The sequence below is a fragment of the Niveispirillum sp. FG156 genome (genome assembly GCF_057809555.1).
This window is the reverse complement of the sequence record NZ_JBMDKE010000014.1, coordinates 34,489-50,677: the sequence shown is the minus strand read 5'-3', so window position 1 is coordinate 50,677 and position 16,189 is coordinate 34,489. Positions and strand designations below refer to the sequence as shown.

The window sequence follows — 16,189 nt, the reverse complement described above, 5'->3', positions numbered from 1 at the left end:
GGAATAGAGCCATGCTGCTGTTCATCGACAATTACGACAGTTTCACCTGGAACCTGGTGCATTATCTGGGCGAATTGGGCGCTGAGATGGCGGTTTGGCGTAACGATTCCCTGTCTGTGGATGAAGCGCTGGCCTTGAAGCCGGAAGCCATCGTCCTGTCGCCCGGCCCCTGCGACCCGGACCGCGCCGGCATCTGCCTGCCTTTGATCCATGCGGCGGCGGAACATAAGATCCCCCTGATGGGCGTCTGCCTGGGCCATCAGGCCATCGGTCAGGCCTTTGGCGGCAATGTCATCCGCGCGCCGGAGCCGATGCATGGCAAGCTGTCGGACGTGTTCCATGAAGGACGCGGCCTGATGGAAGGCCTGCCCAGCCCGTTCAAGGCCACGCGTTACCATTCCCTGATCGTGGAGAAGGAAACGCTGCCGGCCTGCCTGGAGGCGACAAGCTGGCTGCCCGACGGCATGATCATGTCCTTGTCGCACAAGACCCTGCCCATCCATGGCGTGCAGTTCCACCCGGAAAGCATCGCGTCCGAACATGGGCACAAGATCTTCGACAATTTCCTGAAACTGGCCGGCGTGACCCGTGGTCCGCAGCTGCGCGTGGCGTGAGGGCCGGATGTCAGGGGATATGGGAGATTTCAAGGCGCTGCTGGCCAAGGTCGCCACCGGCGCCACCCTGAGTGATGCGGAGGCGGAACACGCCTTCGCCATCATCATGTCGGGCAACGCGACACCGGCCCAGATGGGCGGGTTCCTGATGGCGCTGCGCGTGCGCGGCGAAACGGTGGGGGAGATTACCGGCGCCGTGCGCGCCATGCGTGCCAAGGCCCTGAAGATCGAGGCGCCGGACGGCATCATCGACACCTGCGGCACGGGCGGCGATGGGGCGCACACCTATAACATCTCCACCGCCGTGGCCTTCGTCATCGCCGGTTGCGGCGTGCCGGTGGCCAAGCATGGCAATCGCGCCATCTCCTCCAAATCGGGGGCGGGGGATGTGCTGTCGGCGCTGGGCGTCAATCTGGATGCCGATTTCACGCTGGTGAAGCGGGCCTTGTTCGACGCCAATATCGGTTTCCTGCTGGCCACCCGCCACCACACCGCCATGCGCAATGTCGGGCCGACGCGGGTGGAGCTGGGCACCCGCACCATCTTCAACCTGATGGGGCCGCTGTCCAACCCGGCGGGTGCGCAGCGTCAGCTCATGGGCGTCTATGACGCGAAATGGGTGGAACCGCTGGCCCTGGTGCTGCGCAACCTTGGCTCCACCCGCGCCTGGGTGGTGTCGGGTGCCGATGGTCTGGACGAGATCACGACGACCGGCCCCACCCATGTCGCCGAACTGCGCGATGGGCAGGTGCGGCGGTTTGAGGTGACGCCGGAACAGGCAGGCCTGACCCGCGTCACCCTGGCCGACCTGCGCGGTGGATCGCCGGAGGAAAATGCCGACGCGTTGCGCGCCGTGCTGTCCGGTGCCACCGGCCCCTATCGCGATATCGTGCTGCTGAACGCGGCCGCCGCCCTGGTCGTGGCCGACGCCGTGCCCGACCTGACGACGGGTGTGGCCAGGGCCGCCGATTGTATCGCTTCCGGTCAGGCCAGTCTGGCGCTGGACCGGCTTGTCTCCATCACCAACACACCGTTGACGATATGAACAGCCAACCCGACGTCCTGGCCCGCATCAATGCCGACAAGGCCGAGCATGTGGCCCGCGCCAAGGCGGCCCGCCCGCTATCCGTGGTGACCGACCTTGCCAAGGCTCAGGCCGCCCCGCGCGGCTTTGCCAAGGCCCTGGAAAACACCGTCGCTTCGGGCCGCTGGGCCCTGATCGCAGAGATCAAGAAGGCCAGCCCCTCCAAGGGCCTGATCCGCGCCGATTTCGACCCGCCGACGTTGGCGAAGGCGTACCGCGATGCCGGTGCCACCTGCCTGTCGGTCCTGACCGATGTGCCGTACTTCCAGGGCGAAGACGCGTTTCTGCTGGCGGCGCGGGCGGCGGTGGAACTGCCGGCCCTGCGCAAGGATTTCATGATCGATCCCTATCAGATTGTGGAAAGCCGGGCGCTGGGGGCTGACTGCATCCTGCTGATCATGGCCTGCCTGGATGATGTGCTGGCCCGTGAGCTGTATGACGCAACGGTTGAGCTTGGCATGGACGTCCTGGTGGAGGTGCATGACGAGGCGGAAATGGAACGCGCCTTGAAGCTGCCGGGCGGCCTGCTGGGCGTGAACAACCGCAATCTGAAGACGCTGTCCATCGATCTGGCGACGACGGAGCGCCTGTCGGCCATGGTGCCGGCGGGCCGGCATCTGGTGGCCGAAAGCGGCATCCACAGCCCCGCCGACCTGACCCGCCTGGCCCAGGCCGGGGCCCGCCGCTTCCTGATCGGTGAAAGCCTGATGGCCAAGCCAGACGTGACGGCGGCGACCAAGGCCCTGCTTTCCACCCCGATGATCGAGGCGGCATGAACAGCCCGCTGACCCATTTCGATGAGGCTGGCAACGCCGCCATGGTCGATGTCTCGGCCAAGGATGAAACGGTGCGCATCGCCACCGCGCGCGGCCATATCGCCATGAAGCCGGAAACCCTCTCCCTGATCCGCGATGGCGGCATGGAGAAGGGCGACGTGCTGGGCGTGGCGCGGCTGGCCGGCATCATGGCGGCCAAGAGAACGCCCGACCTGATCCCGCTCTGCCATCCCCTGATGCTGTCCAAGGTGGCCGTCGATTTCACCATCGACGAGGCCGGGTCCAGGGTGGAGATCGAGGCGACGGTGAAGCTGAAGGGCCGCACGGGCGTGGAGATGGAGGCATTGACCGCTGTGTCGGTGGCCGCCCTCACCATCTATGACATGTGCAAGGCGGTCGATAAGGGCATGGTCATCGGTGGGGTTCACCTTGCCTACAAGGAAGGTGGGAAGAGCGGGACCTATGTGGGGGCGGGGGCTTAAGGGGCGCTTTTGGGCTGTGACGGGGGCGTCGCTCCCTCACCCTCCCAAACGCTTACGCGTTCGGGCCCCTCCCTCTCCCACTTTCGTGGGCGAGGGTGAAAATATCGCCCCTCGCCCGCTTGGCGGGAGGGTGAGGGAACCACACCCATCTGCAAAATATCGCCCTTCCATCACCCTTGCCCCGTTGCAGGGCGTGATATATGCCCCAATATGTCGCGTCCATCGACAGACGGAGCATGTGATTGATCCCGCTATCCGAGGCCCGCGCCCGCATCCTGGCGGCGGCGAAGCTGCTGCCCGCTGAACAGGTGCCCATCACCCAGGGTCTGGGCCGTGTTCTGGCCGCCGATGTGGTGGCCCGCGTCACGCATCCGCCGACGGCGGTCAGTGCCATGGATGGATGGGCCGTGCGTACCGCCGATATAGGCAGCTTCCCCGTTACCCTGACCCGTATTGGTGAAGCCCCGGCGGGCCGGCCCTTCACGGGCATGGTGGGGCCGGGGCAGGCTGTGCGTATCTTCACGGGCGGGGCACTGCCCGATGGGGCCGATACGGTGGTGGTGCAGGAAGATGCCGATGATCATGGCGCTACCGTCACCTTGCGGGATGGCGGTGGCCCTGGCCGTTGGGTGCGTCCGGCGGGTCAGGATTTCAGCGTCGGTGATGTCGGCGTTCCGGTCGGACGCCGCCTGACGGTACGCGATCTGGCGCTCACCGCCTCCATGAATGTCCCCTGGCTGCGCGTGCGGCGGCGTCCGCGCGTGTCGATCCTTGCCACCGGCGATGAGGTGGTGATGCCGGGCGACACGCTGGCCGCCGGGCAGATTGTCAGCTCCAATTCGCTGGCGCTCTGTGCCCTGGTGCGGCAACTGGGCGGAGAGCCGGTGGATCTGGGCATTGCCGGCGACAGTGCCGACAGCCTGTCCACCCTGGTGGCCGCCGCATCGGGGACCGACCTGCTGGTCACCATCGGCGGGGCGTCGGTGGGGGAGCATGATCTGGTCCGCTCCGTCCTGGGCGCCGCCGGGTTGGAGCTGGATTTCTGGAAAATCGCCATGCGGCCGGGCAAGCCGCTGATGTTCGGGCAGATGCATGGCGTGCCCATGATCGGCCTGCCGGGCAATCCCGTCTCGGCCCTGGTCTGCGCCTGGCTGTTTTTGCGCCCGCTGCTGCTTTCCATGCAGGGGTTGCCGTCGGATGACGATCTGCGCGAGGCCGTGCTGGCCCGTGATATGGGCGCCAATGACAGCCGCGCCGATTTTATCCGCGCCAAGCTATCGAGCGATGGGGAGGGGCGGCTGGTCGCCGAACCGTTCCCCAAACAGGATAGCGGTATGTTGAGCCGTCTGGCCTGGGCCGATTGCCTGATCCTGCGCGCCCCCCATGCCCCGCCGGTCAAGGCCGGGGACCGGGTGCAGGTGATGCCGCTGGACGCGCTGTGACCGGGTGACGGATCACGCCCCGATCCGCGCCGCCTCCTGTGCGGCGCGGTTCATGTTGGCCGACATTTCGCCGGCAACCGCACTCTGCTGTTCCACGGCGACGGCGATGGAGCCGACATAGTCATTCACCTGACCGATGGCACCCTGGATGCTGCCCAGGGTAGTGACGACCTCAGCGGCGGTATCGCGCAGGCCGGCAATATCATCGGCGATGCGATCGGCGGCGGCGCGGGCCTGGGTGGCCAGGCTTTTCACTTCCTGCGCCACTACAGCGAAGCCCTTGCCGGCATCCCCGGCGCGCGCCGCCTCGATGGAGGCGTTGAGCGCCAGCAGGTTGATCTGCCCTGTGATGCCGGTGATCAGGTTCACGATATCGACCATGCTGTCCGACAGGTTGGTCAGGCGCGCGGTCACCGTGCCGGCGGCATCAACGCGCCGATTGGCGGCTTCCGCCTCGTCGCGCGACTTGCGCATGCTGTCGGCAATCTCGCGGATGGAGGCGTTCATCTCCTCCGCCCCGGCGGCCACGCTTTCCATCATGCCGCACACATATTCGCTGCGCTGGCGGGCCAGCACCTGCCGCGTCACATCGGTGGCATATTTCACGACCTTGTAGGGCTTGCCATCCAGCCCCAGGATCGGGTTGTAAGAGGCCTGAATCCAGACATCCCGGCCATCCCTGGCACGGCGCCGGAATTCGCCCGCCTGATACTCGCCCGTCGCCAGCTTCTGCCAGAAGGCACGGTAATCGGCGCTGTCTCGCTCCCCCTCCGGCATGAACAGGGAATGGTGGCGGCCCTCAATCTCCCCGGCACGGTAACCCAGCGCCGACAGGAAATTCTCATTGGCGCTGACGATGGTGCCGTCCAGCGTGAATTCGATCACCGCCTGGCTCTTGGCGATGGCCTCCAACTGGCTGGCCCGGTCGCTGTTCAGGCGCTTTTGTTCGGTGATATCGGTCGCGAACTTAACCACCTTGGCAACATTTCCGTCGGTATCCAGAATGGGGGTGTAGGTGGCCTGAATCCAGATGTCGCTGCCATTGCGCCGGACGCGGCGGAACTCCCCACCGAAGAACTCACCGGCGGCAAGCTTTTCCCAGAAATGGCGATAGTCCGGCGTCTCCCGTTCCTCCGCCGACATGAACTGCCGATGATGCTTGCCCTTGATCTCCGACAGGGAATAGCCCAGCGCATTCAGGAAATTCTCGTTCGCGGTCAGGACCTCACCCTGCGGCGTGAATTCGATCACGGCCTGGGTGCGGTTGATGGCGGCAATCTGGCCGGCCATGTCGGCGTTGCGGTGAACGGCGTCAGTGATGTCACTGGCCAGCTTCACCACCCGGATCACCCGTCCGGCGCGGTCCAGAACAGGGTTGTAGGTCGCACGTATCCAGATATCCCGGCCGTGCCGGTCAATCCGGCGGAACACGCCCGATTGAAATTCCCCGCGCGCCAAGTGATCCCAAAAATCCCTGTAGCTCTGCTGTTGGTGATCGCTAACTTTCAAGAACATGCGATGGTGTTTGTTAACGATATCGGCCAGAGAGTATCCAAGCGCATCGAGAAAGTTTTGGTTGGAATCCAATATCACGCCGGTCGGATCAAATTCGATAATGCATTGAGAAATATCGATTGCTTTATGTAAAGCAGAGAATTTTGCAGTCTCATTGCGTCCAAATGAAAAAGACATTCTGATTTTTCCCGCTTCTGAGAATTCGAATTGACGGCGATAGCTGAAATTTGGCCCGAAACCGGCAATCCCAACGAGATTTATCTATAAAGGGCCCGAAGGATTAGACCTTTTCAAGGTCTCGCTTTCATTGGAATGGTTATTATCCCGAACTATCTGCGGTGTCTATATAACATTCGGAATAGTGTGATTATTAGCAAAGGATAATTATCCCGACAGGTTGTAGTCGGGTTGGCCGATCCACATCCTGCAACGTGCAGCCGATGCGAACCAAAATAGAACATTGCCTGGCGTTCCGTTATTGTTCTATAGTGATGTCGGTCACAATGACGGTGCCGGATGGGCGGTCATCGTCGCGGGTGAGGGGATGTCATGCTGACGCGCAAGCAACAGGAACTGCTGTTCTTCATCAATGAACGCCTGAACGAGGGCGGGGTTTCCCCCTCTTTTGACGAGATGAAAGACGCGTTGGGTCTGAAATCCAAATCCGGCATCCACCGCCTGATCACAGGTCTGGAGGAACGCGGGTTCATCCGCCGTCTGCCCCACCGCGCCCGCGCGCTGGAGGTGCTGCGCCTGCCGGAAAAGCCGATGCCCAAGGCCAAGGCAGCGCCCGCCGCCCCGGTATCCGCACCGACACCCGCCACGGCGGACGTGTCGCCACGTTTTAAGCCCAACGTCATCAAGGGCGATTTTCGCAACAGCCTGCCCGGTCGCCAGGCCAGCAACGATGCCGAAGCGGTGGCCCTACCGCTTTATGGCCGCATTGCCGCCGGCCTGCCGATCGAGGCGATGCGCGACAATTCGGTGACCATCGATATCCCAGCCTCCATGCTGGCGGCGGGTGACCATTACGCACTGGAAGTGGCCGGCGACAGCATGATCGAGGCTGGCATCCTGGATGGTGATACGGTCATCATCCAGCGCTGCGAAACGGCGGAGAATGGCACCATCGTGGTGGCCCTGGTCGATCAACAGGAAGTGACCTTGAAGCGCCTGCGCCGCAAGGGAAATTCCATCGCCCTGGAACCGGCCAACCCAAGTTACGAAACCCGCGTTTTCGGTTCCGACCGCGTGAATGTGCAAGGCCGTCTGGTCGGCCTGATCCGTCAGTATTGAGCGGGCGTTACGCGCCTTAATCCTGTCATGGGCCGGCCCCGGTTTCGCCGGGTGCCGCGTCCAGATTGGGGATTGTTGTCCCTGTCTGGAATGGTGCTGCCCCATGCATGTCCTGGCCCTGTCCCCTTGGCGGCTGCTGCCGCTTGCACCTTTGCTCGTGCTGCTTTCGGCCTGCGCCAGCCCGTGTCAGCGCATTGATAATGAGCTGCGGCAGCTGAATGCCGATACGATCCGCGATCCCGCAATGGCATCCGATGGCCGCTATCTGTCCCGGTTCCAGGAGCTGGCCGCGCAATCGGTGGAAAAAGGCTGTCTGGGTGGGCGGTAGGTCAGGTTGGAGGGCTCTGCACTCCGAGTGACCGGGCCAACAGGGCTGTCAGGTACAGATTGAATCCCCACCCTTCGTCATCCCGGCGAAAGCCGGGGCCCAGCGTCAAGGCGCGGTTAGCGCCGATATGAGTCATGTCGCAGCTCTCGCTGCTCTCGCTGGGTCCCGGCTTTCGCCGGGATGACGAAGAAAGCGAACCAATTCGATACATCAAACCCATAACTTAGCGCCTATGAGCGCAAGCCGGGATGACGAAGGGTAGGGCGTTTCCAGTCCGCGTAAAACTGTTCTAGGCGCCGCCTGGTGGCGGCGCGTCCCCTTCATTCCGTGGGGCGCTGATCAAAACCGGTTAGGCCGGGATCGGCGCTTTCCGCAACCTTCACATTGATGACGATGGCGTTGGGCGGACCTTTCCAGCAGGCGTCCAGCATGGCATCGACATCGGTGCTGTGGCCCGCGAACAGGGCCTCCACGCTGCCATCGGTGCGGTTGCGGACCCAGCCATCCAGTTGCCGGGCGCGGGCCTGTTCCACGGTCCAGCCGCGGTACCAGACACCCTGGACGCGGCCCGTCACGATGACGCTGACGGCGCGCCTGTCTTCCATGGGATTTGTCATGAATGTCTCGCTCTCTTTGGACCTATCCAGCCCAAGCGGGCGGCACTTGTCAATCACCCTCGCCAAGTCCACGTTTCTGGGGCAGCATGGAACGGCCCGGTTTTCCAGTGACTGCACACGGCGGCGACGCCTTGGGGGATTGTAAGACCTGCTCTCAGCCGACAGTCTGTGCGGCAGAGAGCATGATGACCTATCCGGAGGGGGCATGACCGCCAGCCTGATCCGTCCCGCGACTATATCCGATGCCCCGGGCATCGCGCATGTGCATGTCGAGAGCTGGCGATCCACCTATCCCGGCATGTTGCCCGAGCGTTATCTGGTGGGCCTTTCCACGGCGACCCATGAAAAGCGCTGGCGTGGGCTGCTGACCGGTGCGCCGCCACGGGGGCGGAGCACCTTTGTCGCGTCCAGCGCGGGTCGTATCGTCGGCTTTTCCTCCTGCGGGCCACAGCGCACGGGCCTGCCGGGCTTTGGCGGGGAGTTCTACGCGCTCTACCTGATCGATCAGGCCCAGGGCATGGGCATGGGCCGCCGCCTGCTGGCCGCCATGGCCCAGCATTTCCTGGCCGCCGGCACCCAGGCGGCCATGGTCTGGGTGCTGCGTGAGAATCCGTCCCGATATTTCTATGAACGGCTGGGCGGGCAAATGCTGGCCGAACAGACGATCAGTTTCGCGGGCGCCCATCTGATGGAAGTGGCCTATGGCTGGACTGATCTGGTTCCGCTGGCCCGTCTGGCCGCCGACCCGCCGGTGGAAGGGTAGGGTACTGCCTTCGCAGGGCGCTGTTCGCCCTCACGCATCCGGCGTGGGGCTGACCAGGACCTTGTCGATGCGGCGCCCATCCATGTCGACCACTTCAAAACGATAGCCGTCATGATCGGCATATTCGCCGGCGGTGGGGATGCGGCCCAGCTTGAACAGCAGGAAGCCGGCCAGCGTGTGATAGCCGCTATCCTCGTCCCGCAGGCTTTTCAGGCCCAGATGCGCCTCCACCTCTTCCACGGCCATCATGCCGTCGATCAGCAGGGACCCATCCTCGCGCCGCACGATGTCGCTGTCTTCCCCGCCATCGTCGGGCAGTTCGCCGGCAATGCCTTCCAGCACATCGGTCAGGGTGGCGATGCCCTCCACGGTGCCATATTCATCCACCACGATGGCCATATGCTCGCCTGACTGCTTGAACAGGTCCAGCAGGCGCATCACCTCCGTGCCGTCATGCACGATCAGGGCGTCGCGCACGACTGCGCGCAGGTCGAACTTACCGCCCTGCAAAAGGCTGTGCAGCAGGTCCTTGGTATGGACCACACCCATGACATCGTCGAAATCACCGCGGCAGACGGGGAAGCGGCTGTGCCCGGCCTCCCGTATTTCCCGCTTGATATTCTCCGGCTCGTCATCGATGTCCAGCCACATCACCTCCGGTCGCGGGGTCATGAGGGAACGGACGGTGCGGTCGGCCAGACGCATGACGCCTTCGATCATGCGCTTTTCGCCGGGATCGAACACGCCGCTGGCCGTGCCCTCGGCGATCAGGCTTTTCACCTCTTCTTCCGTCACCGTCTGCTCGGCCTTTTCCGGCACGCGCAGCAGCTTCAGCATCGCCTCCGTGCTGGCACCCAGCAGCCAGACGAAGGGCGCGGTGGCGCGGGAGAGGTAGCGCATGATGGGGGCGGCGAAGCAGGCAATGGCCTCCGCCTTGTTCAGCGCGATGCGCTTGGGCACCAACTCGCCCGCGATCAGCGACAGATAGGTGATGATCATGACGACGATGGCGATGGCCAGCGTCTCACCATATCCGGCGAAGGCCGGGATGGCTTCCAGCACGGGTGACAGGCGTTCGGCCAGGGTGGCACCACCCACGGCACCGTTGATGACGCCGATCAGCGTGATGCCGATCTGCACCGTGGACAGGAAGCGCGACGGGTCTTCCTGCAAAAGCAGTACTGCGGCGGCACCCCGGCGCCCTTCCTCCGCCATTTGCTGGAGCCGGATTTTCCGGGCCGAAACAACGGCCATTTCCGACATGGCGAAGAACCCGTTCAACAGAATCAGGAACAGGACCGCGGCGAGTTCGAGCGAAACCATCTTCTCTGTTATGTGACGTGGGCCCAGTGCGGCCCGCGCCACATCCTATCGCATTGCACGCGAAATGCGAGTGGTCATCATTGCCTGTCGTCGTTTCGTAACGAAAGTTCGGGTGGTGACCGCTGTCACTTGCCGCCGGGCGCTCCTCCATTACATCAAGGTCCATGACCTGGTGCGCCGCCGCAATGGCCGTGACGCACCGCAACCTTCCCCAAAGGGGCCTTTTGAAAATGAGCAAACCCGATCTTTTGTCGCCCTTCATGCTGGGCGATGTCGAGCTTCCCAACCGCGTCATCATGGCGCCCATGACCCGGTCGCGCGCAGGCCTGGGCGATGTCGCCAATGCGGCCACCGCCAAATATTATGTGCAGCGGGCCAGCGCCGGCCTGCTGATCACCGAAGGTACCCAGATCACGCAGCAGGGTCAGGGCTATGCCTTCACGCCTGGCATCTACAGCCCCGAACAGGTTGCCGGATGGCGCGGCGTGACCGATGCGGTTCACGCCGCCGGTGGCCGCATCGCGGCCCAGCTCTGGCATGTGGGGCGTCTGTCGCACCGGGTGCTGCAGCCGGGCGGGGCGCTGCCGGTGGCCCCGTCGGCCCTGAAGCCGGATGGTCAGGCCTTCACCCCGCAGGGCATGCTGGATTACGAGACGCCGCGCGCCCTGGAAATCGACGAGATTGCGGGCATCGTGGCCGATTTCGCGAAAGCCGCCGAGAATGCCAAGGCAGCCGGGTTTGATGCGGTGGAACTGCATGGCGCCAACGGCTATCTGATCGATCAGTTCATCCGCAGCGGCACCAACCAGCGCACTGATCGCTATGGCGGATCGGTGGAGAACCGCAACCGCTTCATGCTGGAAGTGGTGGCGGCGGTCACCGATGTGCTGGGCAGCGGTCGCGTCGGCATCCGGTTCAGCCCGAACGGTGCCTATCACAGTATGTCGGACAGCGATCCGGCGGCCACCTTCGGCTATGCGGCCGAACAGCTGAACCGGTTTAATCTGGCTTTCCTGCATGTCATTGAGCCGCTGGTCGATGACCACAATATGAGCCCGCCGCCGGGCGCCAAGCGCGTGGCCGGCCTGCTGCGCCAGACCTTCAAGGGGCCGTTCATCCTTAATGGCGGCATCACGCGGGAGGTCGGAGACCGGCTGATCGGTGACGGTGCGGCGGATGCCATCGCGTTTGGCGTGCCCTATATCGCCAACCCCGATCTGGTGGAACGGTTCCGCCGCAACGCCCCGCTGGCCCAGGCCGAGCGCGCCACCTTCTATGGCGGGGATGAGCGGGGGTATCTGGATTATCCGGCGCTGGACGCGGCGTGAGTTTGGGGTAGGGCCGGCGGCGGGGTTTTCGCGGATTACGGCTTGCGCCTAATCCGCGGCCCGGCGGGGGGAGGAGTGGCCTATTGCTTTCCCGTCAGCCGCCGCAGCAGGTTGCCGATGGGATCACCGCCTTCTTCCGATGCCGGCGGTTCGGCGGGCGGGGTGCCTTCGGCGGTCTGCATGACGGTGCCGTCGGCGGGCACCTCGCTGGCCACCGGCATGTCGGGGGCGGGCGGAAGCTCATTCGTGGTGGCCGGGCTGCCATTCAGGCCGGGCAGGTCGCGCGGCGGCAGGCCCTGATGCGCCTCCATCATGATGGCATGCCACAGCTTGGCCGGCAGGCCGCCGCCCGTCACCTTCTTCATGGGCGCGCCATCATCATTGCCCAGCCAGACGCCGCCCACCAGATCGGCGGTGTAGCCCATGAACCAGGCATCCTTGTAATCCTGGGTCGTGCCCGTCTTGCCCACTGTCGGGCGGTCCAGATTGGCCGCCTTGCCGGTACCACGGATGACGGGGCCTAGCAGCAGGCGGTTCATCGCCTCCACATCCGGGGCGGCAACGGCATAACCCGCCGACGATCCCTGACGCTGGTACAGGATGCCGCCATTCATGTCGCGGATTTCCAGGATGCCATAGGGGATCACCGCTTCCCCGCCATTGGCCAGCGTGGCATAGGCGCCCGTCAGGTCCAGCAACGTCACTTCCGACGTGCCAAGCGCCAGCGACAGGTCGCGGCGCATCGGCGTTGTCAGGCCCAGACGCTTGGCCGTCTGGCGCACATTGTCGATGCCCACCGCCTCGGCCAGCCGAATGGTGGCGGTGTTCAGCGAATTGGCCAGCGCATCACGCAGGCTGACATCGCCCCGGAACCGACCGTCATAATTGCCGGGGTTCCATTTGCCCTTGCGGTAAGGCGCGTCCAGGATGGTGCTGTACTCGTTCCAGCCTTCCTCCAGCGCCGTCAGATAGACAACAGGTTTGAAGGCAGAGCCGGGCTGGCGCAGGGCCTGGGTGGCGCGGTTGAACTCGCTGCTGGAATAATCCTTGCCACCGATCATGCTGCGGATTGCACCCTCCGGCGTCATTATCAGGGCGGCGGCCTGGCTGACCTTGGCGTCTGCCCCCGGTCCGCGCAGCATCTCCGTCACCTTCTGTTCGGCGGCGCGCTGCAGGCCGGGATCAAAGGTGGTGTAGACGATCAGGTCACCATGGTCGGCGCCGACAAAGGCCGGCAACTGATCGGCCACCCAGCCCGCGAAGTAACGGCCATCGCCATCCTCGCTCTCCTTGCGGGGCGGGGGCGGCGGGGCGGCCATGGCGGCGTCGAACTGCGCCTGATTGATATAGCCCTCGTCCAGCATGGCGCGCAGCACCACGCCCATGCGCTGCGTCGCGCGGTTTAGGCTGGCCGTGGGGGCATAGCGTGACGGCGCCTTCAACAGGCCGACAATGATCGCCGATTCGCGCAATGTCAGATTACGCGCCGATTTGTTGAAATAGGTGCGGGCGGCGGCATCCACGCCAAAGGTGCCGGCCCCCAGATAGACGCGGTTCAGATAGGCGGTGAGGATCTGTTCCTTGCTGTAGGTCGCCTCCAGCTGCACCGCCAGCAGCGCTTCCTGTGCCTTGCGCTTGAAATTCTGGTCAGGCGTCAGGAACAGGTTCTTGGCCAGCTGCTGTGTCAGGGTGGACCCGCCCTGAACGGTACGCCCGGCGCGATAGTTGGAATAGGCGGCGCGCAGGATGCCGAGCGGATCGACACCGAAATGACTGAAGAACCGCCTGTCTTCGGTGGCGACCAGGGCCTGCACGAAATGCGGCGGCAACTGACCGACATCCAGCGTTTCGCCGCGCAGGTCGCCCAGGCGCTGAAACTCCGTCCCGTCCAGGGCGACCAGGGTGATGGCGGGCCGGCGCGATGCCTCCGCCACTTCCGAAATGCTGGGCATGTCATGCGCGACATAGGCGACGGTGCCCGCCGCGACGATGAGGCCCCAGATGCCGGTGACGATCAGACCCGACAGGATACGCTTGCCCCAGCTTTTGCGGGGGCCGGCCTTGCGCGGCTGCTTATCCTTGGGCTGGCCGCCGGCACCGCCATTGCCCCCGCCCGGCGGGGTGGGGCCGGACGGGCCGCGCTTGGCCGGGGCGGCGGCGGGACGGAAACGGGTGGGCGCGTTCAGGCTGCTCAAGGCATGGGGTCCGGAAAGGGGCTTTATCGGGATTGGCAGCCAGGATAGGGCCCTGGCACCAACCCCACAAGCTGATGCACCCCCATTGCGGCGATTTCAGGGATGATGCGGCGGCATGTGTGGGGCGGGAGAAGCCCCATTTCCAACCGTAGCGCGGATTAGCGAAGCGTAATCCGCGGGAAATCGGCGCCGTCGGGCCATAAGTCCGCGGATTACGGCTTCGCCTAATCCGCGCTACGAACGACCGCCGGTCTCATGTCCCAATCAACGCTGCCCATTCCTCCTCCGACAGGATGGTGACGCCCAGTTCCTGGGCCTTGGCGGCCTTGGACCCGGCGTCGGCGCCGACGATGACATAGTCGGTCTTGGCACTGACCGATCCGGCGACCTTGGCGCCCAGGGCCTCTGCCTTGGCCTTGGCTTCCGACCGGCCCATGGTGGTCAGCGTACCTGTGAAGACCACCGTCTTGCCGGCAACGGGCGACGTGGTGGCCGCCGCCGGCGGCACATATTCCTCCGGCTTCACCTGCGCCAGCAGGGCGGCGACGGCGTCCAGATTATGCTGTTCGCGGAAGAAATCGGTCAAATCGTCGGCCACGCTCATGCCGATCTGTTCGATGGCGCACAGCTCGGCATAGGCCTCGCCCACCAGCTCCGGCTTCTTCTCGTCGCGCTTGTCCGTCCGCTCGGCGGCGGCGGCGACCATGCGGTCGCGCCAGTTTTCTGCCGTGCGATAGGCCTTGGCCAGCAGCTTGGCCGTGGCCTCCCCGATCTGGCGAATGCCCAGGGCGAAGATGAAGCGGTCCAGCGCGATGGCGCGCCGTGCCTCGATGGCGGCGAACAGCTTCTCCACCGACTTCTTGCCAAAGCCGGTCATGCTGATCAGCCGGTCCAGGCGCTGTTCCTCGCGTGCCTCCAGGGTGAAGATATCGGCGGGCTGCTTGATACGGCCCTGTTCGAAGAACAGCTGGATACGCTCGATCCCCAGCCCTTCGATATCAAAGGCATTGCGCGATACGAAATGGCGCAGCCGCTCCACCGCCTGCGCCGGGCAGATCAGGCCGCCGGTGCAGCGGGTGACAACCTCGCCTTCCTCCCGCACCGCCATGGACCCGCATTCGGGGCAGCAGTCTGGGAAGGCGAAGGGGACAGCATCGGCGGGGCGCTGTTCAGGCACGAAGCCCACAATCTGTGGGATCACGTCGCCCGCGCGCTGCACGATGACCAGATCGCCGACGCGGACATCCTTGCGCTCGATCTCGTCCTTATTGTGCAGGGTCGCGCGACTGACCACCACGCCGCCGACATTCACCGGCTCCAGCTCCGCAACGGGTGTCAGGGCGCCGGTACGGCCCACCTGGATGCTGATGTCTTTCAGGCGGGTGGTGGCCTGTTCGGCGGGGTATTTATGCGCCGTGGCCCAGCGGGGCGAGCGGGAGATGAAGCCCAACCGCTCCTGCAGGGCCAGGCTGTCGACCTTGTAGACCACGCCGTCAATATCGAAGGGCAGGGTGGGCCGCTGCTGCCCAATCATGCGGTAATAGGCCAGCAGTTCCTCGGCTCCCGTGCACAGGCGCGACGGTGAGGAGAGGGTGAAGCCAAAGCCTTCCAGCCGTTGCCGGCTTTCCCATTGCGTGGCACCCAGCGGTTCCGACAAAGCGCCCCAGGCATAGGCGAAGAAGCGCAGGGGCCGGCCCGCCGTGATGGTGCTGTCCAGCTGGCGCAGCGACCCGGCGGCGGCATTGCGCGGGTTGGCGAATATCTTGTCGTTCTTTTCCGCCTGCGCCCGGTTCAGGTCCAGGAAGTCGGCGCGGGTCATATAGACCTCGCCACGCACCTCCACCAGGTCGGGGAAGGGGGCTGTCAGCGCGTGCGGGATGTCGCGGATGGTACGGACATTGGCCGTCACATCCTCCCCCTCCGCCCCGTCGCCACGCGTGGCCGCCTGCACCAGCCGGCCCTTCTCATAGCGCAGGGACAGGGACAGGCCGTCGATCTTGGGTTCTGCGACGAAGCTTACGGGCATGTCGTCGGACAGGTTCAGGAACCGGCGGATGCGGCCCACAAAGTCGCTGACATCGACATCCTCGAACGCGTTGGAAAGGGACAGCATGGGCACCGCATGCTTCACCTTGCCAAAGCCGGAGGAGGGGGCGGCACCCACCGTCTGGGTCGGGCTGTCGGCGGTCACCAGTTCGGGAAAACGCGCCTCGATGGCGGCCAGACGCTGTTCCAGCTTGTCATAGTCGGCGTCCGAAATCTCCGGATCGGCCTTGTTGTAGTAGCGTTCGCGATGGTGCCCGATCTCCACCGCCAGGGCCGCATGCTCGCTGGCCGCGTCCTCCAAGGTCAGGGCATCGACGGCGATCAGGCGGCGGGGGGAGGACATGGCGAAACGCTCTCTGTCAAAGGGGGCGGTTGGCGTC

The 16,189-nt window shown here is 64.6% G+C and carries 14 protein-coding genes; 9 read left to right on the top strand and 5 right to left on the bottom strand.

Features of this window, described 5'->3' with window-relative positions; genetic code table 11:
* The first annotated feature begins 11 nt into the window (after positions 1-11).
* The 5 genes from ACODSP_RS10795 to ACODSP_RS10775 all read left to right on the top strand — a co-directional run bounded on the left by ACODSP_RS10795 (position 12) and on the right by ACODSP_RS10775 (position 4,398).
* Positions 12-614: an anthranilate synthase component II gene (locus ACODSP_RS10795; protein WP_488965600.1), complete on the top strand. Its 603-nt coding sequence runs from the start codon at positions 12-14 to the stop codon at positions 612-614.
* A 19-nt stretch (positions 615-633) separates the two neighbouring features.
* A complete protein-coding gene (gene trpD, locus ACODSP_RS10790) occupies positions 634-1,659 on the top strand; it encodes an anthranilate phosphoribosyltransferase (RefSeq protein ID WP_488965599.1) in 1,026 nt (341 codons plus the stop codon).
* Positions 1,656-2,474: an indole-3-glycerol phosphate synthase TrpC gene (trpC, locus tag ACODSP_RS10785; protein ID WP_488965598.1), complete on the top strand. Its 819-nt coding sequence runs from the start codon at positions 1,656-1,658 to the stop codon at positions 2,472-2,474. Before trpD ends, trpC begins: the two co-directional genes overlap by 4 nt.
* Positions 2,471-2,956 (top strand): cyclic pyranopterin monophosphate synthase MoaC, encoded by a 486-nt coding sequence (gene moaC, locus ACODSP_RS10780; RefSeq protein WP_488965597.1) that lies wholly within the window; start codon positions 2,471-2,473, stop codon positions 2,954-2,956. Before trpC ends, moaC begins: the two co-directional genes overlap by 4 nt.
* Before the next feature lie 242 nt (positions 2,957-3,198).
* Complete coding sequence (locus tag ACODSP_RS10775; RefSeq protein ID WP_488965596.1) at positions 3,199-4,398, top strand: molybdopterin molybdotransferase MoeA; 1,200 nt, start codon at positions 3,199-3,201, stop codon at positions 4,396-4,398.
* 12 nt (positions 4,399-4,410) lie between these two features.
* Here the strand turns inward: ACODSP_RS10775 and ACODSP_RS10770 are convergent, their stop codons facing one another.
* A complete protein-coding gene (locus ACODSP_RS10770; protein WP_488965595.1) occupies positions 4,411-6,090 on the bottom strand; it encodes a methyl-accepting chemotaxis protein in 1,680 nt (559 codons plus the stop codon).
* Positions 6,091-6,462: 372 nt separating this feature from the next.
* On the opposite strand from ACODSP_RS10770, the gene lexA reads away from it, so the two are divergent.
* Together lexA and ACODSP_RS10760 are read left to right on the top strand one after the other, a co-directional pair.
* Positions 6,463-7,209 carry a transcriptional repressor LexA gene (lexA, locus tag ACODSP_RS10765; RefSeq protein ID WP_488965594.1) on the top strand — a complete coding sequence of 249 codons (747 nt, stop codon included), beginning with the start codon at positions 6,463-6,465 and terminating at the stop codon, positions 7,207-7,209.
* A gap of 103 nt (positions 7,210-7,312) precedes the next feature.
* Positions 7,313-7,537 (top strand): hypothetical protein, encoded by a 225-nt coding sequence (locus tag ACODSP_RS10760; protein ID WP_054166090.1) that lies wholly within the window; start codon positions 7,313-7,315, stop codon positions 7,535-7,537.
* Positions 7,538-7,857: 320 nt separating this feature from the next.
* Here ACODSP_RS10760 and ACODSP_RS10755 read toward each other — a convergent pair whose 3' ends face one another.
* Positions 7,858-8,142 carry an acylphosphatase gene (locus ACODSP_RS10755; RefSeq protein ID WP_488965593.1) on the bottom strand — a complete coding sequence of 95 codons (285 nt, stop codon included), beginning with the start codon at positions 8,140-8,142 and terminating at the stop codon, positions 7,858-7,860.
* A gap of 217 nt (positions 8,143-8,359) precedes the next feature.
* Between ACODSP_RS10755 and ACODSP_RS10750 the strand changes: the two genes are divergently transcribed.
* Positions 8,360-8,917, top strand: a complete 558-nt coding sequence (locus ACODSP_RS10750; protein ID WP_488965592.1) for a GNAT family N-acetyltransferase — start codon at positions 8,360-8,362, stop codon at positions 8,915-8,917.
* Positions 8,918-8,947: 30 nt separating this feature from the next.
* Here ACODSP_RS10750 and ACODSP_RS10745 read toward each other — a convergent pair whose 3' ends face one another.
* On the bottom strand, positions 8,948-10,240 hold the full coding sequence (locus ACODSP_RS10745; protein ID WP_488965591.1) for a hemolysin family protein: 1,293 nt from the start codon (positions 10,238-10,240) through the stop codon (positions 8,948-8,950).
* Between the two features lie 230 nt (positions 10,241-10,470).
* On the opposite strand from ACODSP_RS10745, the gene ACODSP_RS10740 reads away from it, so the two are divergent.
* On the top strand, positions 10,471-11,568 hold the full coding sequence (locus ACODSP_RS10740) for an alkene reductase (protein WP_488965590.1): 1,098 nt from the start codon (positions 10,471-10,473) through the stop codon (positions 11,566-11,568).
* A gap of 80 nt (positions 11,569-11,648) precedes the next feature.
* Here ACODSP_RS10740 and ACODSP_RS10735 read toward each other — a convergent pair whose 3' ends face one another.
* On the bottom strand, positions 11,649-13,763 hold the full coding sequence (locus ACODSP_RS10735; protein ID WP_488965589.1) for a transglycosylase domain-containing protein: 2,115 nt from the start codon (positions 13,761-13,763) through the stop codon (positions 11,649-11,651).
* Positions 13,764-14,016: 253 nt separating this feature from the next.
* A complete protein-coding gene (gene ligA, locus ACODSP_RS10730) occupies positions 14,017-16,152 on the bottom strand; it encodes an NAD-dependent DNA ligase LigA (RefSeq protein WP_488965588.1) in 2,136 nt (711 codons plus the stop codon).
* Positions 16,153-16,189: the final 37 nt, after the last annotated feature.